Genomic DNA, 22,240 nt, shown 5'->3' with positions numbered 1-22,240 from the left:
GTTGACGCTATGGGAGAATAGCCGTGAGTTCACCAAAATCTGCTTATTTGCTCATTCATTATCGGGCATGCCGTTCTGCTTGAGTTCGGCAAACTTGATAGCCATCGTTGGGTTACCGCGCGTGAGCCGCTTTACCGTCAGGTCCTCTGCCTTGTCGTTTGCAAGCCGCAAGTTGTTGGCCGACTTGTGAAGCGCTTCCTTCGTTTTCTCCAGATCCTTGATGGCCTCGTCGATGCGTTTGACTGCTTCCTCAAAGCCATCTGAAGCCAGACGCCAGTTGCGCCCGAATGCGGCTTTAAAGTCATCAAGCTGGGATTCGAAGTTTGTTATGTCGACATTTTGCGCCTTCACCAGTGCCAGCTCATTCTTGTAGTGGAGCGAGTTCATCGCCGCATTGCGCAGCAGCGTGATGATCGGGATGAAAAACTGCGGTCGGACGACGTACATTTTCGGATAGCGGTGGGATACGTCAATGATCCCGGTGTTGTAGAGCTCATTCTCGGGCTCAAGCAACGAGACCAGAACAGCGTATTCACAGCCTTTCGCGCTCCGGTCCTTGTCTAATTCTTTGAAAAAATCTTCGTTCTTCTTCTTGGTAGCCGTCTCGTCATTTTCGTTCTTCATCTCGAACATGATCGAGACGATTTCAGAACCTGCATCGTCCATGTCGCGGAAGATGAAGTCGCCCTTGCTACCGTTGCGCGCGTCGTTATCCTTCTCAAAATACGCACGGGGGAAAGCCGTCGCACGAATGCGGTCAAACTCGATTGAGCAGTGCTGTTCCAGCGTCTCGCCGATCATTTTTGTCGATAGTTTCGCTTTCATATCCCTCAGACGCTCGATTGCGTCGTTGCGATCCTTCAGCTGCGTTTCGTACTTGTCCCTGAGTGCAGTTTCAGCAAGCTGTTTTTCGAGCGTGATCCGAGCAAGCCCATTCTTCAGTTCGTCACGCTCTTTCTCAACCGTATTGACGGCTTCGGTGACCGCGAGCTTCTGCGAAAGCTCCCCTGCATCGAGCCTGGCCTTCAGGCTCTGGATCTCCGCGTCTTTAGTGGTGGCTGCTTTCTGTAGTTCGGCAATAAGCTTCGCCTCGGCCAGTTTTGATGCAGCCTCCTGCTCCCGTCTTGCTTTCTCAAGCTCATGCAAAAGAGTATCGCGTTGTTTTTCGACAGCACTCAGCGCCTCAGCAACTGCGAGTTTCTGCGCGACTTCACCGGATTCAAGTCTTGCCCTCAGTTCCTGGATTTCAGAATCCTTGGCTGCGGCAGTCTTCTGCAATTCATTGGCAACTTTAGCCTGTGCAAGCTCAACAGCGTTACGCTTGTCCTGATCAGCCAACTCCAAGCGCTCATGCAGCTGCTTCTCGAAATCACTGTCACGCACCTGCTTCAGGATATCGGCATAGCCCGTCTCATCGATCTTGAATGCCTTGTTGCAATGCGGGCAGATGATTTCATGCATGATTATTTCCATTAGCCTTGGCCAGACGCTCTTGGAGAAACTCCGGGAGCTGCTATTGATCCGTCATCTTGTGAACGATCACTGTCTACGCGGTCAAGGTCATTTACGGTTGCTTAACCAGGCCTGCGGTCTAGCGAACCGAAGAACCCGGCTGAAACAACATGAAGCAGTGCTCGCCGACTGACAGCACAGATGACCGGTTGATGGTCAAACGGCTGTACCAACGAATGGATAGCGCATCCGGCTTGCTTGTAATTTCAGCTATCGGCTTTAAACCAATAAATACGTCGTGGCCTGCGGGTCGAAGCCAACAATACGCTTACCTTCGTCGAAGGCAGTCAGCAGCTGTTCGCGAAGCGACAACCTTGCATTCATTGCCGCCGCCGGATCAACTGCAAGCAGGTGATCGATATCGCCCGGTATTTTCACGCGTCGAGCATCTGCGGGAAACTCAAGTTTCTGGCCTCGAGATCGAGCCTCTACACGCAGATCGTCCAATTGCCAGTCAGCCACGATCCGGTCCGAAGGCAACCCAGAATTGATGCCGACCATAGGGCCGTAATAGTCGATATGATAAGTGGACGATGTGGCCCCGAGGCTCGCAATGTTCAGACTGGCATTGACCGCCCGGATCGGATCATAGGTCCAGCGCACATGCGTAATGCCTCTCGCAAGGCACCAATCGCGCTGGAACCACTTCATCCGCGCGCCAAGTTTCAAGCCTCTTGCTTCCGGAAGAACCGCCAGACGGTGAGAATGCTGAACGCCCGGCGTTGCGCTTGGGAAACCAAAGATGAAGCCTATCATCTTCCCGCCATCGAACGCTCCGGCGACAAGGCCGCCTTCGTGCTGGATCGCAAGCAATAAGTCTGAGGCATCGACAGGATCGTCCTCTCCCCACACCAGCCGCTGCACGTTCTCCGAATCCTTCATCTCGTCGAGAGAGGCGAGCTCGCGGACCAATATTTCGCTCATACGACGAAATCCTCGCGATGGCTGGTGACCGTATCGAGAAATGCATAATCCAAGGTCACACCGATACCCGGGCCGTTCTTGGGAACGGCCATTCGTCCATTTTCGGCTTCCAGCGGCTCGTTGACAATATCGCGCGGGAAGTAGCGGCTGGCGGACGATGTGTCCCCCGGCTTGGTGAAATTTGGCAGTGTGGACAGGTGAATATTGTGCGCCCGACCAATGCCTGCTTCAAGCATCCCACCGCACCATACAGGCACATCAAAGGCTGCGCAGACATCGTGAATTGCGCGTGATGCACTATGTCCACCGACGCGACCCACTTTGATATTAATGACACGGCAAGCTCTTGCGACAAGCGCCTTGCGCGCATCCACCGAAGACCGGATGCTCTCATCCAGGCAGATGGCAGTCAGCAGCTTTTCCTGCACATGGACATGATCGGTAATGTCATCGAAAGCCAGCGGCTGTTCGATATAATCGAGTGCAAAAGCATCCATCGCTTTCAGAAGCGGCAAGTCGGAAAGCCGGTAGTCTGTATTGGCATCAACCGTCAGCTTGGCTTCCGGGAAACGCTCGCGCACCGCCTGAATCATTGCGAGATCATGACCGCGCTTGATCTTCAGCTTAACGCGCTTGTAACCGGCATCGAGCGAGGCCGCGACCCGGTCAATCGTCGTTGGAATATCGGCAATGCCAAGGCTGACACCCACATCGATAGCATCGCGAACGCCACCAAGCGCAACGCTCAATGGCAGGTTCAGTGCTTTCGCCCACAGGTCCCACACGGCCATTTCGACCATGGCCTTGCTCATTCTGTGCCCGCGCCACGGATCAAGAATTGCGGAAAGATCCGCCGGACCGGCGAAGCGTTTCCCAACGATTTGTGGCAGCAGGACGTCGCGCAGGAAAGAGAGCGAACCGGAGATGGTCTCCTCCAGATAATCCGGCAACGGATCCATCACGCCTTCAGCATAACCTTCCAGGCCTTCAGCCCGCAGGGTGAGGATCGGAATGATCTTTTCGGTCATTGTTCCGGTGGAAATCACGAAAGGCACGAGCAGCGGCAAACGTATGACCCGTATTTCAGCCGCCTCGATTTTTAACCCGGCGAAGATTGGCGCTGCGTGCATCGGACACTCCATCCGTGAGTACAAATGATCAATCTGGTCCAGGAGTTCCATGGTGACGAAACGTCATCCTAATTGTTCCCCTCGACCGAATTAAATTCCCTGTTCGCTGTCAAAAGTCCAATAGTTTCGTCAGCACTCTTACTGATGCTGATCCGACAGTGTGTCCAGGGGGAAAACCGGACGCCGCAGGCGAGCGTAGATCCGTTTCGACAGGTCCGGTGAGCTCAGACCACCAGCATCGGTAACAATAATCTGTGTTGCAATCGGGCCGAACGCCCCTTTGAAATGCTGCATTGATTTGACCGCCAGAACGGATTTTTCCTTCGGCTCGATGCCGACGATACGGAAAATGTTCTGATCGAGCATCTGCATGCGTTCCGACACGATCATAATATCGATCCCCTCCACACGCAGGCACACGGCTTTTCCGGTCGTTCCAGGCAAACCTGTAAACATCGGCCCTTCAAAGACGAAGGTACCGTCGCTGACCGACATGACACGGCCTGTCACAGTCAAAGGACCGCCACCAACAGATGGATCGGATTTGCCGCCAATCGTCACCGTAACAGTCTCGCCTATCGCCTTGGCTGCAATCTCTGCCACCGCTTCAGGATCGAGAAGCGCGCCTGCAGCGGCATTGGTCACACCCGCCTGAAGCATCGCCGCAATGAGCGCAGTGCAATCGCTATAGGCCCCCGAACCGGGATTGTCGGAGAAATCAGCGACGACAATCGTACCTTCAGCACCCCGAACCTCCTTCAATTGCCGAATACATCCATCGAGAGGCATCGGCTGCGACCACTGATCCTTATAGGCCCAGATTTCATCGCACATCTTGTCCGCGACATCGCAAGCGGTTTGTCGGCTAACGCATTTACGATCGAAGGTCACGATCACACTCGGCCCGGCCGCCCAGACATCAGCATCGGTAAACCCGGCATTGACCGCCACATTCAGGATTCCCGGTTGTTGCATCTCACGGCCTGCACTTTCGAGCAGGCGGCACATCGGACCGTTATCTGTCGTGCGACCATCATCACAACCGAGAAGCATTGGTGGGCGCCCAATGGCCAGCGCAGGTTCGATTTCCCCTTTCATCGCTTGATCCAGCAACGAACAGGCCTCAACTCCGACCTCACTCATATCGATATGAGGATAAGTCCGGAATGAAACGGCGATCTGCGCCAGATCAGCCAGTTCATCAAAAATATTCGCGTGAAGGTCTAGGGTGATGGCGATCGGAACATCGTATCCGACCACGGACCGGATCTCCCGCAGGAACTGGCTGTCGCCATCCTGATCGGTCTCCGTCACCATGGCACCATGCAGGGCAACAAATATGCCGTCAAAAGGTCCGGCTTCCTTTAGCCGCCGCAAGCACTCGCCGGTGATTTCCTGACGCGCAGTTTCAAGCACCGGTCCGTTCGGCTCCGCATGGGCTGCGGTGATATAAACAGGCGTCCAGCCCTTTTCATCCGCGACCTTTATCGCGCCACCGACCTCAGAGCCTGTACCTCGGAAATTGGCTGGAATCTCATCGCCCTTGAAGTAATGCGACGCCCGAAAATCGCTGATGCTCGTGCGATTTTGCGTGAAGGTATTACTTTCATTGATGAGTTCGATGATCGCAACACGATAGGACACGGATCGACCTTTCTTTTGTCGGCGAAGACCACTCTGTGTTGGTCGAAACGAAATGGCTGAGGCCTGACTATGCCACACGCAGTGAGCACCTGATCTGATGTGGTGTCTCAAATCAGGCACTCTGTATGTGAGGGTGGAGCGAACTACTTCGCGAAGATTTCGCTCGCGAATTTCGGCTTTTCCCTGATGTCAAAATCAAAGTACTTGGCACTGATCTTGTCGTAGCTACCGTCCTGGATGATCTCCGCAAGCGCCTTGTTGACGCGCATGCGCAGTTCTTCGTCATCCTTGCGGAATGCCATTCCAGCACCCAGGGTTCCATCTAGAAGGAACTCGTTGCCGACAAATTCGCAGCAATCCGCACCCTTCTTAATCCAGTCGCTGAGCGCGAATTTGGATTCCAGCAAGAGGTCAATGCGGCCGTTCTCGATATCCAGGAAGGCTTCTTCCAGTGTCGGATAGAGCTTCACCTCATTATCCGGGAAAAAGCGCTGCAAAGCATCGACGGCGATGGAGCCTGTCTGGGTGCCTATGACCTTGCCCTTGGCACTTTCAGGCGTCACATCCTTCAGGCCAAGCTCCTTCAAAGCGACAAACCGCATGGTGTTGTAGTAATACGGATCGGAGAAGCTGACCTGCTGCATACGCGATTCAGTAATAGCCATCGAAGAAGCCATGATGTCGAACTTCTTTGACTGAAGCGCCGGAATAATCCCGCTCCACTCGTTGGCGCTCCATACGCAATCAGCTTTCAGTTTTTCACAGATCGCATTGCCGACGTCGATATCAAAGCCTTTGAGCTGCCCGCTCGGGTCCAGATAATTGAAGGGCGCATAGGCACCTTCGGCTCCCATGCGGATTTCCTCAGCATGGGCTGGAAGGGCACCGCATACAGCGACAAGAGCGGCAATAATTCCCATTTTAGCTTGCTTAAGCACGTTTCGTTCTCCTGTTATATGCCCTTACCGGGTTCGTCGCCTGCGCGCGCCGTCATCCATGATCAGGAACAGCAGAGCTCAAACACCCAGGGGCGTTTTTTTGTTTATTGACGATTATGCTTGTGCCGAGGGTCGATCAATGCAAAAGATCTATTCAATGGTATTAGAAAAATTCATAGTGTTATGACGTCAAGGGCGAAGCGGCGAAAACTCCCAAGCTTGAGAGCCTTAAGGGCTTTTGAAGCCGTTTCGCATTGTCAAAGCTTCACTGCCGCCGCAGAAGAGCTTGCAGTCAGTCAGGGTGCTGTGAGCCATCAAGTCAAGCTTCTGGAACAGGCTTTGGGTTGTCAGTTGCTTATTCGCGGCTCGCGCGGTGTATCCGTTACCGCAGAAGGTGCGCTGCTGCTGGAGGTTTGTGCTCGGGCATTTGATGAAATCGGCGCGGTTACGACGCTGATCGGACAGGACAACAAGACCCAAATTCTCCGGGTTCGCGCCGGTCCTTTTTTCGCAATGGAAGTGATCGCAAGCAGGATTGCTGGCTTCTTGAAGCAAAATCCAGGCATCCAGCTTCACCTGAATAATCTCGATATAGATTCCATCGCTCAGGATAGAGAAGACGCACAGATAAAGTATTGTCTGCATCCGCCTGCAGGCATGTACAACATCGAACTTCTAAAAGAAAAACTGGTGCCTGTCTGCAGCCCCTCACTTCTGGCCAATGTGACAAATCCAGAAGATCTTCTCGTGAACCCTGACATTCCTCGCTTGCATTATCGGGACGTAAACGACTGGAAAAGATGGATATCCCACCACGGATTTGATGATCTAACCGCCAATTCAAACCTCTTTTTTGACGACCAACACACATTGTTGGCGGCTGCTCGTTCCGGACAGGGCATTGGTTTTTCTCATCGGCCTCTGGTCGAAAACGACGTGCAGCGCAGAAGCCTCTGCATCGTGTCCGAGCGATATTTCGAGCCCAAAGAATCCTACAAATTTATATGCAGCCACGAAAACATTGCCTCCAACCCGGCGTTGCAGCTCTTCCGCGACTGGCTTGTCAAAGAGGTTTCGACCATCAGTTAGGTTCAGACAATTATTCCAGATGGAGGAGGTAGCGGATTCACGCTTGTCCAGCGGCAGTCGTTTACGATCTGCTGACGCAGATATGCATCTCGAACCGCTGCTCGTTTGCAATTGCAAGGCTGCCGCCACTATGCGTGGCGGCCGTTTGGTCATGCTCAGAGGTTTTCCTTGTAGAATGGAATCAGCTTCGCCAATGCCTTTCAAACCGGCTCCGGCTAGCAATCAGAACCCGACGATGCGTAACCAAGTGGTTTAGCGCGATGTCGGGGTCTGCCAACATTTCCTTCAGATTGTGAAGGGCCGATCAGCTGATAAAGAGTCGGAGGACCAGAGTCTTCGTCGTGGGCAGAACTTTATCAGCCATTCGCTGATCTTCTTATGTGTTTGCCGAAACGAAAGCCGACATGCTGGTGATCAGCAGCATACCGACAGTTGCGCCTGCATCCTGAAGACCGATGGTCTTTTCCTGAAAAGCTGCGGCCTTGCCGTGCTGGGCAACCATCGTTTTGGTTGCTTCAAGCGCATCTTCTGCAGCTTTGGCTGCGGCTGCAAGCGCATCAGTAAGTGAGGCACCCGCTGATGCTTGTGCTTCAAGCGTTACGGCGATTGGATCAAGCACATCGAGAAGTGTCTTGTCGCCAACCTTTGCCTTGCCGCGCTCGGCGATACCATCGCGATAGGCACGCCAGAAGGCGGCAATCTCTGCAGTGCCCAACTCGTCGATACCATCGCAGGCCTTGCTTGCACGCAGGAAGCCCGTTGCGGTCAGCGTACCCATGGTCGATGGCGCAACGCGCGCCATGGTGGCGCCAGCTGTGCGCAGAAGCTTCGCGATGCCTGCAGCTTCACCTTCCACATGGACAGCCTCTGCCGCTGCTGCAAAGGCCTTGCTCATGGTGATGCCGAGATCGCTGTCGCCAACCTTACCGTCCAGCGCGATAAGGAATTCGCGCTGTTCTGCAAAAAGCTGCTTCCAGCTGTCGAAGAGATTGATCAGATCAGATGCTGTGATGACGTTCATGACTGCACCTCAACCCGCAAAATGCTTGAAGAATGGGGTGTTGGCGGAAGCGGCAACCAGCGGTTCCAATTCGTCATCGAGATGCAGCACGGAAACTGACGCGCCAGCCATTTCCATGGAAGTGGCAAACTCGCCGATCCAGACATGCTTGACCTTGACGCCACGCTCGTCAAAGAGCTGCGAAACGCGACGGAACATGATGTAAAGTTCTTCCAGTGGTGTGCCGCCAAGACCATTGACCAGCACGGCAACTTCATCGCCCTTGGCATAGGTCTGCTCGGCGAAAATACGTTCCATCAGCTCGTCGATAACGGCGTCGGCACTGGCAAGCTTCTTGCGGCTGATGCCGGGTTCGCCATGGATGCCCATGCCGATTTCCATTTCATCTTCGCCGATGGAGAAGGTGGCGTGACCGATTTCCGGCACAACACAGCTGGAAAGCGCAACGCCCATGGTGCGGGTGCGCAGACGTGCCTTGTCGGCAAGGCGTGTTACTTCATCAAGCGACAGACCGTTGGCTGCAGCTGCACCGGCTGCCTTGTAGACAAAAAAGATACCGGCAACGCCGCGACGTTTGTGTTCTTCGCCGACAACGGAGGACGCCACATCATCATTGCCGACAACCTGTTTGACTGCAATGCCATCAAGATCGGCAAGTTCTGCAGCCATATCAAAATTGATGATGTCGCCGCTGTAGTTGCCATAGATGTAAAGAACGCCAGCGCCCTGATCGATAGCCTTGGTGACCTGATACATCTGTTCCGAGCTTGGCGATTGGAAGACGCCGCCGACAGCTGCTCCATCGATCATGCCTTCACCGATATAGCCGAGGAACAGCGGCAGGTGGCCGGAGCCGCCGCCTGTTGCAATGCCGACCTTGCCGGATTTGGTATTGGCTGTGACCATGCAACGCTTGTCGTTGTCGACAAAGGTAAGCTCGGGATGCGCCCGATAGATGCCTTCGAGCATCTCATCCACGAAATTGACGGGATCGTTCAGGAATTTCTTCATGATTTCCTCTTGAGAGTATCGGGTTATTTCTTGCGTTGGCGGGTGACGAAGAAGGCAGCAGCCAGCAGGATGAAGCAGCCGACGACGAGACGCTGCCATGTGCTGGGGATGCCGACGAGCACGAGAACACTGTTGATGACGGTGATGAGCAGCACGCCAAGAAGGGTGCCGAAGACGGTGCCGGTGCCACCGGTGATGCGTGCACCACCGAGAACCACAGCGGCGATGACCGCAATTTCGGTTCCGACAAAATCGAAAGGGCTCGACTGGCGATTGGCGCAGACATGGATGATGCCTGCAAGGCCGGCCAGACCACCTGCATAGCCGAACAGGAAGATATGGATGGTGCGTAGATTATAGCCGAGGCGGCTTGCGATCTGGCTGTTACCACCCATCGCAAAAATCGCGCGGCCCATCAAAGTGCGGTTCAATATCCACCAGGTCAGGATTGCAGCCGCAGGCAGCACCAGAAAGTAGAATGGCATGGTGATGGTGGCACCGGTCGCCGATTCAAACTGGAACAGCGGCAGGCGACCGAAGGCGCTCATTGTCGGGGGCAGGGACATGATCCAGACCGTGCCGACAAAGGCCAGCAGGAAGCCACGGAAGAGATATTGCGTGCCGATGGTGACGATCAGTGACGGTACGTTGAGGTAATGCACCAGAAGACCATTGAGGACGCCGAGGAAAATACCGCCCGCAATCGCCATCAGAATGATGAAGATGATCGGCAGTTCCGGCATATAGGCCTGCACCAGAAGCGTCAGCGAATAGACTGTCGTGGCAGCAATTGCCGTAAAGGAAACATCAATGCCGCCAGCGGCGAGAATGATGAAGACGCCAAGCGCAAACAGGCCCATCACCACACTGGCACGGCCAATATCGATCAGTGTCGAGGCTTGCAGGAATGCAGGGTTGATGATCGAGACAATCGTGCAGATTGCCACGAGCAGGAAGAAAGTGATCGATTCCGGGCGCCTGCGAATGAAGTCACCCAGTTTGAAAGATTGGACTCGACCCAGATCCTGTTGATACTGCGACGCACTCATTAGGCAACTTCCTTCTGCGACGACATCATGGCTTGATAGAGCTGATCTTCGGTGGCCTGTGCAGCATCCAGTTCTGCGACGATGCTGCCTGAGTTCATGACGAGAATGCGGTCTGCATTCTGCAGAAGCTCCGGCAAATCATCGCTGACGATGATGAGGCCCATGCCAGCTTCGGCCAGCGCCTGAATTGCGCGGTAAATTGTGTCTTTCGATCCCACATCAACGCCGACGGTCGGACCGTGCAGGACCAGAAGCTTCGGGCCAATGCTCAGCCAGCGACCAATCAAAACGCGCTGCTGATTGCCGCCCGAAAGCGCGCCAACCGGCAGGTCGAGATTGGTTGTATTCAGCCGCATCTCTTTCATCAGCGAGGCGGCGATGTTGCGGCCCTGTTTCTGATCGACGATGCCAAGGCTGTTGCAGAGCTTTCTGAAGATCAGAGCGATCTCGTTTTGAAAGATCGATTTATCGAGGAAAAGGCCTTCTGCAAGGCGGTCTTCCGGCACATAGCCAATGCCACGCTCGATGGCTTCCGCCGGGCTTTTAACTTCGGTCTTCTGACCTTCGAGGCGGATTGAACCTCTATCAGCAGGTACAACGCCGGTGATTGCCATGGCCAGCTCGTTGCGGCCGGAATCTGCAAGGCCGGTAATGCCGAGGATTTCACCCTTACGAAGGGTAAAGCCAATGTCCTTGAAGCCCGATGCGGTAAGGCCGTCGAGTTTGAGCAGTTCGGTGTCGCCAGGCTGTGCCGTGCGATAACGCTCGGCATCAATTTCTCTGCCGATCATCAGCTCGGAGAGCTGCTTTTTGGTGTAGTTTTCGATCGGGCCCTGTGCCACACACTGGCCGTCGCGGAAGACGACTGCATTGCCGCCGATGCGATAGCATTCATCAAGCTTGTGGGTGACGAATAGCACCGCGACGCGTTCTGCGCGCAGGCGTTCAACGACTTCAATCAGATTGTCCACTTCGCGACGGGTCAGCGATGTGGTCGGTTCATCCATGATGACGAGCTTGGCACGGGTTGCGATTGCGCGTGAGATGGCAACCAGCTGGCGCATGGCAAGCGGCAGCTCGGAAACGATTGTGTGTAGAAAGGCTTTGTCAGTTGGCAGGCCAACCGTGCTCAATGCCCGTTCTGCAGTTTCGCGGAGCTGCGAAAGCTTGACACTGCGGAACAGTCGGCCATTGCCTTCAACAAGCTGCTCATTCAGCGCTACGTTTTCAGCGACGGTCAGATTGGGGATAAGTGACAGATCCTGATAGACGGTCTCGATACCGGCTGCCAGCGACTGGATCGGGTTCAGCGAAGTATAGGTTTTGCCATCGAGAATGATCTCGCCTTCGCTGGGTGCATGTGCGCCGGACATGATCTTGATGACCGTGCTCTTGCCGCAGCCATTTTCACCCAACAGGTGATAGGCCTGGCCAAGATCGATTGTCAGATCAATGCCGCGCAGCGCGTGAACGCCGCCAAACCGCTTATGGATGTTGCGCAGTTCGAGAAAACGATCCGGCGACCGGTCGCTGCTCGTCCCATTCTTCGTCGTAGTTGACACGTTAAATTCCTTTGTCGCCGCACCGCTCGCCAAAGCGATTGGGCTGGCTGTAGGACCGTTGGCTTTCGTTCGCCACGCGCTAATGTCTTGATTTTAGATAGTTCGTTTGGTTCAGGCGCCCGGATGCAGTGAAGCATCCGGGCTTTTGACACCACCGCGTGCGGCTGAACGATGTCCGCACACGATGGTCAGTCAGCCTGTAGCAGCGCTCTTAGAACAGGTGTTCCTTGTAGGTCGCCTTGTCAGCGATAACCATGCCGTTACCGATTACGAGCAGGCCTTCACCGGCACCCTTTTTGACGCTGACCTTGTTATAGCCTTCAACGCCGAGGTCGGTGCCTTCCTTGACTTCCTTCTTTTCGAGCAGAAGCTTGGCAACCGCATTCATCGCCATGCCAGCCTTCTGCGGATCCCAGAAGCCGATTGCGGTGATGGCGCCGGATTCAAGAAGATCTGCCGATGGGTTCGGAAGGCCGGTGCCGACCAGGCAAACCTTGCCGCTCAGGCCAGCTTCGTCGATCGCACGGCCAACGCCGAGAACGTCGTTACCGGCAGAGGTCTGGAAGCCCTTCAGGTCAGGATGCTTGCGCAGGATTTCCTTGGCCTTTTCATAGGTGCCGTTGGCATCGTCGAAGGATTCGTTGTTCGGATCGACGAGCTGCATGTCAGGATACTTCTTGGCGTTTTCTTCGCCCGAACCAACCCACTGCATATGCGTACGGCTGCCGAGCGAGCCAACAAAGGTGGTCCACTTGCCGCTCTTGCCCATGCATTCTGCCAGACGTTCGTTGAGCGCCGTGCCGTAATCGGCATTATCGAAAGCTTCGACGTCGGCCATGGTGTTGACCTGGTTGTCGGCTTCATGCGTCACAACAATGATGCCGCGTTCCATGGCGCGCTTGAAGGTACCTTCGAGAACAGCCGGGTCCATCGGGACGACTGCAAGTGCGTTAACGCCCTTGGCAACGAGATCCTGCACGATCTGAAGCTGCTGTGCTGCGTCTGCCGTTGCCGGTCCGCTCTGTGTTGCAACCACGTCCGGGTTGGCCTTCTGATAGGCTTCAACACCGGTGTTCATGCGGTCGAACCAAGGAATACCGCTGATCTTGACGACAGTTGCGATAACCGGCTTTTCCTGTGCGACGAGCGTGCCCGCGCTGCCCGCGACGATCGCTGCACCAATGATGGTTCCGGTGAGCAGTTTTTTCGTTGTTGCTTTCATCATTTCCTCCACACTTACCATCCCCCAAAGTCTATGTTCGGGTGCCTGAGGGTTGAGCACCGATGTTTCCCTTTTGGCGATTGCCGAGGGTAAAGAATCCCGCGATGTCGTATTTGCCGATTGCAAGGAAGGCGAGCAGCAGCAAGCCCCAGGCGAAGTCGCGGACAAAATTGGAAAGGCCGCCGAAGTTGAGCAGGCTGGACATAAGCTGCAAAGCAATAGCGCTCAGCACCACGCAGATGACACGGCCATAACCACCTTCAGGCTTCACGCCCGCCATGACGGCGATGAGAATGGCGACCAGCAGATACGAGCTGCCATAGTCGAACTTCACGTTGACGTTGCGTGCTGCAATGATGATGCCTGCAATCGCTGCCAGAAATCCGCTCGTTGCATAGGTCGCAATCAGCACGCCATTGCGCGGGAAACCAGCGAAGACAGCGGCTTTTGGATTGGTGCCCATCAGCATCAGCCAGTAGCCGTATGGGGTAAAGCGCACGACCGCTGCGATCAGCAGGGCAACCGCTATGAAAATCAGGAAGCTGATTGGCACGGCGAGGAACATGTCATTGCCGATGCGCGACAGAAGATCGGGGCTGCCGACCATGACAGCGCGACCGCCAGAGACAACAACGGCAAGACCCGTAAACGCCATCTGCGTGCCAAGCGTGCAGAGGATTGGCGTGATGTTGAAGCGCGCAATCAGCACACCGTTGACGATACCGCCCGCAAGGCCGATCACCAGTGCCAGTCCGATGAAGGCAAGGCTGAAGCCAAGCTGGTTTTCGGCGCTTGAGATGAACATCGAAACGATGACGGCTGAAAGCACACCGGAAAGGTTGGCCAGCGCAATACCCGAAAGATCGATCCCGCCATTGCCAGCGCACATGGCCAGCATGACGCCGATTGCCAGCAACCCGAGTTCAGGCACCTGACCCGCCATCGACTGCAGATTGAACAGGGATAGGAAAGATCCTCCCGAAATATACGCGCCAAGCACGAGCAATCCGAGATTGATGACAACAAGCATAGCAAGCTGATTGCTTGTCTTCTGCATGGTCTCCTCCTACCACGTTTAGTAAACAAAACTGTTATTCACTAAATAAATGACGAGATGGCATACAGCTGTCAAGCGCAATATCGGCAAATTTCCGTTGCCTGTGGATCGATTTTACCCTAATCGGTTTAATTATCGCTCATATTGTTTACTAAACATATGATTCATACCAGGATGCAAAATCGAACGTTTGCCGTTGAAAAGATGGGGCCTGTTAATTCTTGATCTGAGACCAAAACCGGCAACATATTGAATCTGGCGCCAATTGCGGATTTGAAGTTCCCGAGAGCAGATGCCATACAAATGGCAGCTGTTTTCAATCCCGGAGCCAATGTCCTTAACCGAATTCCTATAATCGTGCGGAGCATATGAAAAAGAAAAAGTCTTTTACGATCAGAGACATCGCAGAGACTGCCGGCGTTTCTCCGGCAACGGTTTCGCTTGTGCTCAACGGTAAGGGCGAAATTTCGGGCGAAACGCGTGCACGTGTCCTCGAAGCCGTTTCCAGACTGAACTATGTTCCGCGCGCGTCAAAAACTGCGCCAAGCACCGGGGAGACGATCCGCTTTCTCAAGATTGCCAAGCATGGCGAGACGGTCAACCGCGATCACAGTGTTTTTGTCTCGGATTATATTGACGGCATGTCCTCGGAAGCGACGCGCCGAAACTATACGCTGGAAGTGGTAAGTTTCGACGGGCAGCCGATCAGTGCAGTAGCAGAATCGCTTGCCGGTGCGCCGGTGCGCGGTGTGATTGCGCTTGGGACCGAGCTTTCGGCGGCAGACATCCATATGATCCAGGGCCTTGGCCTGCCCACAGTCTTCATCGATACCTTTTATGAGGTCATTGAAGCCAATTTCGTCGACATGAACAATGAGGACGCCGTCTTCAAGGTTCTGTCGCGCTTCAAGCAGCTTGGTTTTTCTCGGATCGGTTTTGTCGCCAGTCATACGGAGACAACAAACTTCCGTCTTCGTCGCGATGCGTTTTTCAAGAATATGCAGCGTCTGGACCTGAAGGTTCAGGAGCGCGATATCCTTTCGGTTGAATCGACCTATGAAGGCGCCCATCGCGATACTTGTGCGATGCTGTATTCAGGACTCGATCTGGCCGAGTGCTATTTCTGCACGAACGATATCATCGCCTATGGCTTCATCCGCGCACTGAAGGGCAAGGGTCTTCGTATTCCTGACGATGTTTCGGTGATTGGCTTCGATAATCTGCCGCAAAGCGCCACCATGGAACCGGGTCTCACAACGGTTGACGTATCCAAACGGAAAATCGGAAATCTCGCGGTCACCGTGCTCGACGATTTGATCAACACAGCGGAACCGCAACCGCCGGTAAAGATACTGGTTGGGGCAAACCTGATCCTGCGGGCGAGTGAGACTGCACTTACCCCGAAAGCTGCCAGAAGCCGTGAATTCGGGTAGCGTAAGGAAATGTGCCTGATAGAGCTGGAAACCATACTATGAAACCGGTGAGTAGCTGGTAAGCAATCCGGGTCCGACAGACCAACTTCAGAAAGACAGAAAATTGTCCAGAAACCCTCCTCGCAATCAGGCCGGTTTTGCAACACGTGCGATCCATGTCGGTCAGGAACCTGACCCTTTGACCGGAGCTGTGATCCCTCCGATCTATCATGCGACGACCTACGTGCAGGATGGCATAGGAGCGAGTAAGGGGTACGACTATACCCGCAGCGGCAATCCGACCAGAAACGGTCTTGAACGCTGCCTTGCCGATCTCGAGGGCGCGGCAGCGGCTTTCGTTTTCCCGAGCGGGCTTGCCGCGGCCGCAACATTGCTGGAGGCGCTTCCGGCCGGTTCATCGATATTGGCCCATAACGATCTCTACGGTGGTGTCTACCGACTGCTGGCCGATGTCAGACCAGTCACCGCCGCGCACAATGTGAATTTCGTGGATTTTTCCGACGAAGCTGCACTGCGCCAGGCTGTCCTCGACCATAAGCCAGCTCTGCTTTGGTTTGAGACCCCGTCCAATCCAACGCTTCGCATTGTCGATCTGTCGCTGGTTGCTGAACTTGGCAAACAGGCCGGTGCAATTACGGTTTGTGACAGCACCTTCTCATCGCCGGCAGGCCAGCGTCCTATCGATCATGGAATTCATGTGGTTGTACATTCGGCAACGAAGATGCTGAACGGGCATTCGGATCTTTTGGGGGGCGTGGTCGCGGTATCAGCAAACGCACCCGCCAAGCTTGCCGAACGGGTTGGTTATCTGCAGAACGCCCTCGGCTCGGTCATGTCACCGACAGATTGCGCTCTTCTGCACCGTTCGCTGAAAACCCTGGAAATCCGCAGCATAAGGCAATCGGAAACGGCACTGAAGCTGGCGACCAGTCTCGAAAAAAGAGCTGAAGAACTGGGACTGACCAAGGTTGTATATCCTGGCCTTGCCAGCCATCCGCAGCATAAACTGGCCGCTGAACAAATGATCAACTTCGGCTGCGTCATTTCTATCGAGGTTGCAGGCGACCTGACACGCGTCGAACGTATTCTGACTTCGACCCGTTATTTCCACTTTGCAGTCAGCCTTGGAAGCGTGGAAAGTCTCATTCAGCATCCATATTCCCTGACCCACGCGGTTGTGCCTGAAGACCAGAAAAACCACCTGGGAATTGGCGCTCAGCTCATTCGCATATCGATCGGCCTGGAAGATCCGGAAGATCTGGAAACCGATCTGGTGCAGGCACTCTCAAGCAACCGGTGATCGCCCCCATCTTGAACTTTTGCAACTGAGCCACTGTGCCGGGTGGCTCACACGCTTCTTCGATCGCAAGGAAAATTCCCGCCTTATTTGAGATACAACAAATCCGGTTTGTGACTGTCACTCTAGAATGGCTCGAATGATGATGCGGCTGTCATCATCATGCTTCGAAGCCTGACAGCCACGGAACAATCAGATGTCGGCAGAACCTGTCTCACTATCCCCCGTAATTGATGTTCGCACCATACCGCCCATTTCGCGGCATGCGACGATCTTCTCGATGATCGATTCGCTTGAACCCGGCGAAGCGCTGGAAATCATCAATGATCACGATCCGGTGCCACTGCGCCACCAGCTTGAAACCCGCAATCCGGGTGCATTCTCGTGGGTCTACAAGGAAACCGGTCCATTATGGCAGGTCGAAATCGGTCGCCGAAAAGGCCATCATGGTGCTGACCATGAGTGCACCTGCGGCAATCACTGAAGTCTTGTAGGCACAACGTCCAGGACGAATTGAGATGATCGGCGCGACGCTTTCCCGTTGGACCCTATCCTACTTTACCGCTTCGCTGGCTTTCCTTGTCTTTGGACTTGCCTTGATGGCAGGCGGTTTCGGCTTTCCGGGTCATGGAATTCGCGCTGCGGAAACACTGATAGTTGTGCACGCCATCGCTATTGGATGGCTTGCACTGCTCATGAGCGGCGCACTCCTGCAATTTGTGCCGGTTCTCGTGAACAAATCCCTGTGGGGAAGCCGGGCAAGCCTCCCGGCTTTGCTTCTGCTCGTGACAGGCTTGTCCGGACTGCTCATTGGTTTTGCGGGCATGGCTGGGCTGACGGAGAGCCCGGCATGGTTGCTTCCGGTCTCTGGCATCCTGTTGACCTGCGGATTTTCCACCATTTTTGCCATACTGGGCATGACCCTCTGGCTCGCTCGCCCAATCGCCCTGCCCGCGCGGTTTGTTGCGGCAGGCATCTGCTGCCTTATGACAACAGCTCTGCTTGGCAGTGTTTTCACCTTCGCGCTCTCCGGCTTTACGGAGCAAGCCGTTCTGCTCGATATTGCGGGAGCGGCATTGCCGGTTCACGCAGCGCTTGGTCTCGGTGGCTGGATGACTTTCACAGCTATGGGTGTAAGCTACAGACTACTGACAATGTTCATGTTGTCCCCTGATGCTGCGCGGCAAACAACCAGAATTATCTGGTGGGAAGGCGCTGCTGCCCTGACCATCCTCGCTGTCGGAATTGTCGTTGTCGCCTTGGAAATGGGATCGGTCGAAATCGCCGTCACGGCGGCTCTCATTCCCGGAATCGCCTGCATTGCGCTCTATATCGTCGATATTCAGACGATCTACCGGCAGCGCAAGCGCAAGACGATAGAACTGAACAGTGCCGCCAGTATTCCAGCCTTCATCGCGCTAGGGCTCTCGCTTCTTCTGGCAATTGGCCTGTTCTGGACAGGCACTACCGATGCGATGATTGCAGCCCTCGTCTATCTGTTCGCCTTCGGTTGGCTGACCGGCCTCAGCCTTGCCCAGCTATACAAGATCGTGCCGTTCCTGACCTGGCTCGAATGTTATGGTCCTGTCATGGGACGTGCTCCGACCCCGCGTGTGCAGGATATGGTCAGCGAACGCCGCGCACGTCAGTGGTTCGCTCTTTATTATACTGGCGTTGCCGTCGCTACGCTGGCTTTGATTACCGAATATCCAACCGTGTTTCGTTTGGCCATTACGTTGAATCTCATGGCGATCCTTGCATTGATCGTGCACTTCTTCCGCGCCCGGCGGCTTCTCGATGTACCGCACGGCCTACGCCTGCCAAAAGGGGCAACCCTGCCGCATCTCATCTATGCCGGTGAACCAATTCTCAGGAGATCGAAATGACATTCTCAGTTCAGGACATCACGCATCATGTGCTGGACGTGCGCCCTCTGATCAAGGGCGGCGTGGAACCGTTCAATGCCATCATGGAAGCAGTTGACGGTCTTTTGCCGGGACAAAGCCTCCTGCTGATCGCCCCGTTCAAACCCGCCCCGCTTTTCAGTGTCATGGAGCGAAAAGGTTTTTCCGCAAATGCGGAGCCGCTGGAGGATGGCGACTGGCAAGTCCTGTTCAGTCCGGCAATGGACGCCGCGCCTGAACTGCGGTTCTCGGACAATGTCGGTTCACCGGATGTCTGGCCTGAACCATCACGCTATCTCGATTGTTCGGACATGCAGCCGCCGGAACCAATGGTGCGCATTCTTGCGGAAGTGGAAGAGATGCCTGCAGGCGCGGTTCTGTTCGCCCTGCTGCACCGCGAACCTTTATTCCTCTTTCCCGAACTCGAAAACCGCGGTCACGAATGGGTCGGCAATTTCGATGAGACCGGCACTGCCTATCGTATAATGATCCGTGTTGGAGATGCGAGGTAGTCGTCATGCAACACACGGTACATGACCAGTTGGAGAGGCAGATCATCGAAAGTCTGCGTCTGGTGCTCGATCCCGAACTTGGGTTCAACCTCGTTGACCTTGGCATGATCTACAGTATCGACATTGGTGATGGCGGAACTGTCGATATCAGCATGACGACGACGACGCCCGGCTGCCCCGCTGCCGGTTATCTGACCGATGCCGTTCGTGCGAGCGCCGAATCTGTCGAAGGCGTTCATGCAGTCAATGTCGAACTGACCTACGAGCCGGAGTGGATTCCGGAGATGGCTATGCCCGAAGTACAAGCGCGATTTGGAGATTAATCTCCCGGTGCATATCCGCATCATCGAAACCAGCGAACAGAGCCAATCTGTTCGCTGGTTTCACTTTTGGCCAAACCCCTGCGGCTGAGCCTTTGTTCCAGCGCAAATAAAGCGGGACGGACATTAATCAGTCAACTTAAGTCATTGATATTAAACGTCTAATATTACCCAATTTTTTGTATCACCTTGATCGCAGTCAAGGAACATCGAGGCGCCTCTTCCTATAGTCGGCATGACAGAGCAGGAAATGCTCGGTCCTATCGTAAAGGAGAGTATCGATGGCCGAACAGATGCAAATCAGTCGCCGCACCATATTGGCAGGAGCCGCCCTGGCTGGGGCGCTTGCGCCGGTTCTGGCAACCACATCCGCCTGGGGACAAGGCGCGGTGAGGAAGGCAACTGCGGCAGAAATAGCAGCACTTCCACGCCAGAAGGTGGAGCTTGTGGACCCTCCCTTCGTGCATGCCCATAGTCAGGTTGCAGAAGGCGGACCCAAGGTGGTCGAATTCACCATGGTGATCGAGGAAAAGAAGATCGTCATCGACGATGCGGGAACCGAAGTTCACGCCATGGCATTCAACGGCACCGTACCAGGACCGCTGATGGTCGTGCATCAGGACGATTATCTCGAACTGACACTCATCAACCCTGAAACCAACACGCTGATGCACAATATCGATTTCCATGCGGCAACCGGTGCATTGGGCGGCGGCGGGCTGACCGAAATCAATCCGGGAGAAAAGACCATCCTGCGCTTCAAGGCGACCAAGCCCGGCGTCTTCGTCTACCACTGCGCACCTCCCGGAATGGTTCCCTGGCATGTCGTATCGGGCATGAATGGTGCGATCATGGTGCTGCCGCGCGAGGGTCTGCATGACGGCAAAGGCAAAGCGCTGACCTACGACAAGATTTATTATGTCGGCGAACAGGATTTCTATGTCCCGCGCGACGAGAACGGCAAATACAAGAAATACGAGGCGCCCGGCGACGCTTATGAAGACACCGTCAAGGTCATGCGCACTCTCACTCCGACCCATGTGGTGTTCAACGGCGCTGTGGGCGCACTGACTGGCGACAAGGCCATGACGGCGGCGGTTGGCGAGAAAGTCCTGATCGTTCACTCGCAGGCCAACCGCGATACGAGACCACATCTGATCGGGGGGCATGGGGATTATGTCTGGGCGACCGGCAAGTTCAATACGCCGCCCGACGTCGATCAGGAAACCTGGTTCATTCCGGGTGGTGCCGCCGGAGCAGCCTTCTACACGTTCCAGCAGCCCGGCATCTACGCCTATGTGAACCACAATCTGATCGAGGCTTTTGAACTCGGCGCTGCCGCCCACTTCAAGGTCACGGGTGAATGGAACGACGATCTGATGACGTCGGTTCTCGCACCATCTGGCACGTAAAGCGAATGTATGAAGGCGCTTCGCCTCCCAGAGCGCCTTTGGCAAACCTGGAGCGGCTCCAGTCAAAACGGAATCGGAACCGCTCTCTCCCTCTGCACGCATTATCCATGCGAAACCACTTCGCACATTCGCTGGAAATGCTCTGACCATGCTTTAGGATGAAAGGCTCGGGGCTGCATCCATCTGCCTCCCAGACGGATGCGGTCCCCTGATATCCGATGAACGAAGGCAAAGGAAAAAAGTGCCTGCGCGAGCTTGCCGTGGCCGTTCCGGCGGTTTTGCTGGCAGTCATCGCGGGATTGATCGTCGTTGATGTCGTTGGACGTCCGGACCGCACAATGCCGGACGCGTCGGCCGTTGGTCCGGAAATGATCGTTATCGCTCCTCGTACCATGACGTATCGGGCCGATGGCGACTTTCAGAAGAACAATTACCCCGTTGACGCCCCATTGACGACCCGCAAGCTGCAGCGGGCATTCGAGATCATGAAGTATCAGGTCAGCACATCTGACTATGAGCGCTGCGTCGCCGACGGCGACTGCCAGTCCGCCGAGGCCCTGCCGCACAATCACGATGCATCCGATGCAGAGGGTCCGATCGTTGGCGTCAGCTATGATGATGCGCAAAATTATGCCGACTGGCTTTCACGCAAAACCGGCGAAATCTGGCATCTGCCGACAGACGAGCAATGGGCATTCGCTGCTGGCTCGCGCTTTCCCGACGACGCCCTTGGCATTGAGGACGATGCTGCGGCCAATCCGGCAATCCGCTGGCTGAGAGACTACGAGAAACAAAGCGCTCGCAAGCTGGACAGGAGCCCGACCAGACGCCCCGCCGGCGCTTTTGGTATCAACGAGCTGGGCGTAGCCGATATCGCAGGCAATGTGTGGGAATGGACGCAGACCTGCCACCGCCGCGTCAATATCGATGCCTACGGCAAGCAGGTCGCGGAAGTACCGTCTTGCGGCGTTTATGTCGTCAATGGCAAGCACCGCGCTGCGATGAGTTCGTTCATTCGCAACCCGAAAACCGGAGGATGCAGCGTCGGCGTTCCACCCGACAATCTCGGTTTCCGGCTTGTCCGAGACAACCGCTGGTATGCTGTGGTATGGAAGCGCATTCAGAACATCGGCGCATGAGGGATTAATTGTGAATGCCCGATCCCCGGCTCCGAAAACAATTCCAAGCCCGCCTTGCTGTGCT

20 protein-coding genes are annotated in these 22,240 nt (G+C 55.0%); 9 read left to right on the top strand and 11 right to left on the bottom strand.

The annotated features are described in order from the left end of the window. Positions 1–51: 51 nt before the first annotated feature. The 5 genes from KWJ32_RS11775 to KWJ32_RS11755 all read right to left on the bottom strand — a co-directional run bounded on the left by KWJ32_RS11775 (position 52) and on the right by KWJ32_RS11755 (position 6,148). Complete coding sequence (locus KWJ32_RS11775) at positions 52–1,461, bottom strand: DUF2130 domain-containing protein (protein WP_094515423.1); 1,410 nt, start codon at positions 1,459–1,461, stop codon at positions 52–54. Positions 1,462–1,731: 270 nt separating this feature from the next. Next, the gene (locus tag KWJ32_RS11770; protein ID WP_125334636.1) at positions 1,732–2,436 is read right to left on the bottom strand and encodes a GNAT family N-acetyltransferase; all 705 of its coding nucleotides are present in this window, start codon (positions 2,434–2,436) and stop codon (positions 1,732–1,734) included. Further along, positions 2,433–3,566, bottom strand: a complete 1,134-nt coding sequence (gene menC, locus KWJ32_RS11765; protein ID WP_151610124.1) for an o-succinylbenzoate synthase — start codon at positions 3,564–3,566, stop codon at positions 2,433–2,435. Before menC ends, KWJ32_RS11770 begins: the two co-directional genes overlap by 4 nt. Before the next feature lie 138 nt (positions 3,567–3,704). After that, a complete protein-coding gene (locus KWJ32_RS11760) occupies positions 3,705–5,210 on the bottom strand; it encodes a M81 family metallopeptidase (protein WP_040128528.1) in 1,506 nt (501 codons plus the stop codon). Between the two features lie 143 nt (positions 5,211–5,353). Continuing rightward, positions 5,354–6,148: an ABC transporter substrate-binding protein gene (locus KWJ32_RS11755; protein ID WP_012093648.1), complete on the bottom strand. Its 795-nt coding sequence runs from the start codon at positions 6,146–6,148 to the stop codon at positions 5,354–5,356. A gap of 219 nt (positions 6,149–6,367) precedes the next feature. On the opposite strand from KWJ32_RS11755, the gene KWJ32_RS11750 reads away from it, so the two are divergent. After that, on the top strand, positions 6,368–7,237 hold the full coding sequence (locus KWJ32_RS11750; RefSeq protein WP_235823031.1) for a LysR family transcriptional regulator: 870 nt from the start codon (positions 6,368–6,370) through the stop codon (positions 7,235–7,237). 376 nt (positions 7,238–7,613) lie between these two features. Here the strand turns inward: KWJ32_RS11750 and KWJ32_RS11745 are convergent, their stop codons facing one another. The 6 genes from KWJ32_RS11745 to KWJ32_RS11720 all read right to left on the bottom strand — a co-directional run bounded on the left by KWJ32_RS11745 (position 7,614) and on the right by KWJ32_RS11720 (position 14,159). After that, positions 7,614–8,258, bottom strand: coding sequence for a dihydroxyacetone kinase subunit L (locus tag KWJ32_RS11745; protein WP_012093650.1), 645 nt, complete (start codon positions 8,256–8,258; stop codon positions 7,614–7,616). Between the two features lie 9 nt (positions 8,259–8,267). Then, a complete protein-coding gene (locus tag KWJ32_RS11740; protein ID WP_010660625.1) occupies positions 8,268–9,269 on the bottom strand; it encodes a dihydroxyacetone kinase subunit DhaK in 1,002 nt (333 codons plus the stop codon). A gap of 23 nt (positions 9,270–9,292) precedes the next feature. Next, entirely contained in the window at positions 9,293–10,318 is a 1,026-nt protein-coding gene (locus tag KWJ32_RS11735) for an ABC transporter permease (protein ID WP_012093651.1), read from the bottom strand. Then, the gene (locus tag KWJ32_RS11730) at positions 10,318–11,880 is read right to left on the bottom strand and encodes a sugar ABC transporter ATP-binding protein (RefSeq protein ID WP_094515430.1); all 1,563 of its coding nucleotides are present in this window, start codon (positions 11,878–11,880) and stop codon (positions 10,318–10,320) included. Before KWJ32_RS11730 ends, KWJ32_RS11735 begins: the two co-directional genes overlap by 1 nt. A 211-nt stretch (positions 11,881–12,091) precedes the next feature. Next, positions 12,092–13,102 carry a substrate-binding domain-containing protein gene (locus tag KWJ32_RS11725; protein ID WP_012093653.1) on the bottom strand — a complete coding sequence of 337 codons (1,011 nt, stop codon included), beginning with the start codon at positions 13,100–13,102 and terminating at the stop codon, positions 12,092–12,094. A gap of 31 nt (positions 13,103–13,133) precedes the next feature. Then, positions 13,134–14,159 carry an ABC transporter permease gene (locus tag KWJ32_RS11720; RefSeq protein WP_151610126.1) on the bottom strand — a complete coding sequence of 342 codons (1,026 nt, stop codon included), beginning with the start codon at positions 14,157–14,159 and terminating at the stop codon, positions 13,134–13,136. 368 nt (positions 14,160–14,527) lie between these two features. Between KWJ32_RS11720 and KWJ32_RS11715 the strand changes: the two genes are divergently transcribed. From KWJ32_RS11715 to KWJ32_RS11680, 8 genes are all read left to right on the top strand, one after another. Then, a complete protein-coding gene (locus KWJ32_RS11715) occupies positions 14,528–15,592 on the top strand; it encodes a LacI family DNA-binding transcriptional regulator (protein WP_151610128.1) in 1,065 nt (354 codons plus the stop codon). A gap of 103 nt (positions 15,593–15,695) precedes the next feature. Beyond that, the gene (locus KWJ32_RS11710) at positions 15,696–16,892 is read left to right on the top strand and encodes a PLP-dependent aspartate aminotransferase family protein (RefSeq protein ID WP_012093656.1); all 1,197 of its coding nucleotides are present in this window, start codon (positions 15,696–15,698) and stop codon (positions 16,890–16,892) included. Positions 16,893–17,085: 193 nt separating this feature from the next. Beyond that, entirely contained in the window at positions 17,086–17,373 is a 288-nt protein-coding gene (locus tag KWJ32_RS11705) for a DUF2249 domain-containing protein (protein WP_151610129.1), read from the top strand. A 34-nt stretch (positions 17,374–17,407) separates the two neighbouring features. Further along, positions 17,408–18,775, top strand: coding sequence for a hypothetical protein (locus tag KWJ32_RS11700; protein ID WP_151610130.1), 1,368 nt, complete (start codon positions 17,408–17,410; stop codon positions 18,773–18,775). Next, the gene (locus KWJ32_RS11695; protein ID WP_151610131.1) at positions 18,772–19,305 is read left to right on the top strand and encodes a DUF2249 domain-containing protein; all 534 of its coding nucleotides are present in this window, start codon (positions 18,772–18,774) and stop codon (positions 19,303–19,305) included. The genes KWJ32_RS11700 and KWJ32_RS11695 overlap by 4 nt, the downstream gene beginning before the upstream one ends. 5 nt (positions 19,306–19,310) lie before the next feature. Next, entirely contained in the window at positions 19,311–19,628 is a 318-nt protein-coding gene (locus tag KWJ32_RS11690; RefSeq protein WP_012093659.1) for a metal-sulfur cluster assembly factor, read from the top strand. A 278-nt stretch (positions 19,629–19,906) separates the two neighbouring features. Then, the gene (gene nirK, locus KWJ32_RS11685) at positions 19,907–21,037 is read left to right on the top strand and encodes a copper-containing nitrite reductase (protein ID WP_010660614.1); all 1,131 of its coding nucleotides are present in this window, start codon (positions 19,907–19,909) and stop codon (positions 21,035–21,037) included. Positions 21,038–21,255: 218 nt separating this feature from the next. After that, positions 21,256–22,176, top strand: a complete 921-nt coding sequence (locus KWJ32_RS11680) for a formylglycine-generating enzyme family protein (protein ID WP_012093661.1) — start codon at positions 21,256–21,258, stop codon at positions 22,174–22,176. Positions 22,177–22,240: the final 64 nt, after the last annotated feature.

Source organism: Ochrobactrum sp. BTU2, from assembly GCF_024539785.1.
GTDB lineage: Bacteria > Pseudomonadota > Alphaproteobacteria > Rhizobiales > Rhizobiaceae > Brucella > Brucella anthropi.
Note: the sequence above shows the minus strand (reverse complement) of the source record. Positions and strands in the feature narration are given on the sequence as shown.

Bases quoted from the DNA above. Each gene is read 5' to 3' on its own strand.
- KWJ32_RS11745 (WP_012093650.1), bottom strand. From the start codon at position 8,258: ATGAACGTCATCACAGCATCTGATCTGATCAATCTCTTCGACAGCTGG.
- KWJ32_RS11740 (WP_010660625.1), bottom strand. From the start codon at position 9,269: ATGAAGAAATTCCTGAACGATCCCGTCAATTTCGTGGATGAGATGCTC.
- menC (WP_151610124.1), bottom strand. From the start codon at position 3,566: ATGCACGCAGCGCCAATCTTCGCCGGGTTAAAAATCGAGGCGGCTGAA.
- KWJ32_RS11680 (WP_012093661.1), top strand. From the start codon at position 21,256: ATGAACGAAGGCAAAGGAAAAAAGTGCCTGCGCGAGCTTGCCGTGGCC.
- KWJ32_RS11715 (WP_151610128.1), top strand. From the start codon at position 14,528: ATGAAAAAGAAAAAGTCTTTTACGATCAGAGACATCGCAGAGACTGCC.
- nirK (WP_010660614.1), top strand. From the start codon at position 19,907: ATGGCCGAACAGATGCAAATCAGTCGCCGCACCATATTGGCAGGAGCC.
- KWJ32_RS11720 (WP_151610126.1), bottom strand. From the start codon at position 14,159: ATGCAGAAGACAAGCAATCAGCTTGCTATGCTTGTTGTCATCAATCTC.
- KWJ32_RS11690 (WP_012093659.1), top strand. From the start codon at position 19,311: ATGCAACACACGGTACATGACCAGTTGGAGAGGCAGATCATCGAAAGT.
- KWJ32_RS11735 (WP_012093651.1), bottom strand. From the start codon at position 10,318: ATGAGTGCGTCGCAGTATCAACAGGATCTGGGTCGAGTCCAATCTTTC.
- KWJ32_RS11775 (WP_094515423.1), bottom strand. From the start codon at position 1,461: ATGCATGAAATCATCTGCCCGCATTGCAACAAGGCATTCAAGATCGAT.
- KWJ32_RS11695 (WP_151610131.1), top strand. From the start codon at position 18,772: ATGACATTCTCAGTTCAGGACATCACGCATCATGTGCTGGACGTGCGC.
- KWJ32_RS11725 (WP_012093653.1), bottom strand. From the start codon at position 13,102: ATGAAAGCAACAACGAAAAAACTGCTCACCGGAACCATCATTGGTGCA.
- KWJ32_RS11705 (WP_151610129.1), top strand. From the start codon at position 17,086: ATGTCGGCAGAACCTGTCTCACTATCCCCCGTAATTGATGTTCGCACC.
- KWJ32_RS11700 (WP_151610130.1), top strand. From the start codon at position 17,408: ATGATCGGCGCGACGCTTTCCCGTTGGACCCTATCCTACTTTACCGCT.
- KWJ32_RS11770 (WP_125334636.1), bottom strand. From the start codon at position 2,436: ATGAGCGAAATATTGGTCCGCGAGCTCGCCTCTCTCGACGAGATGAAG.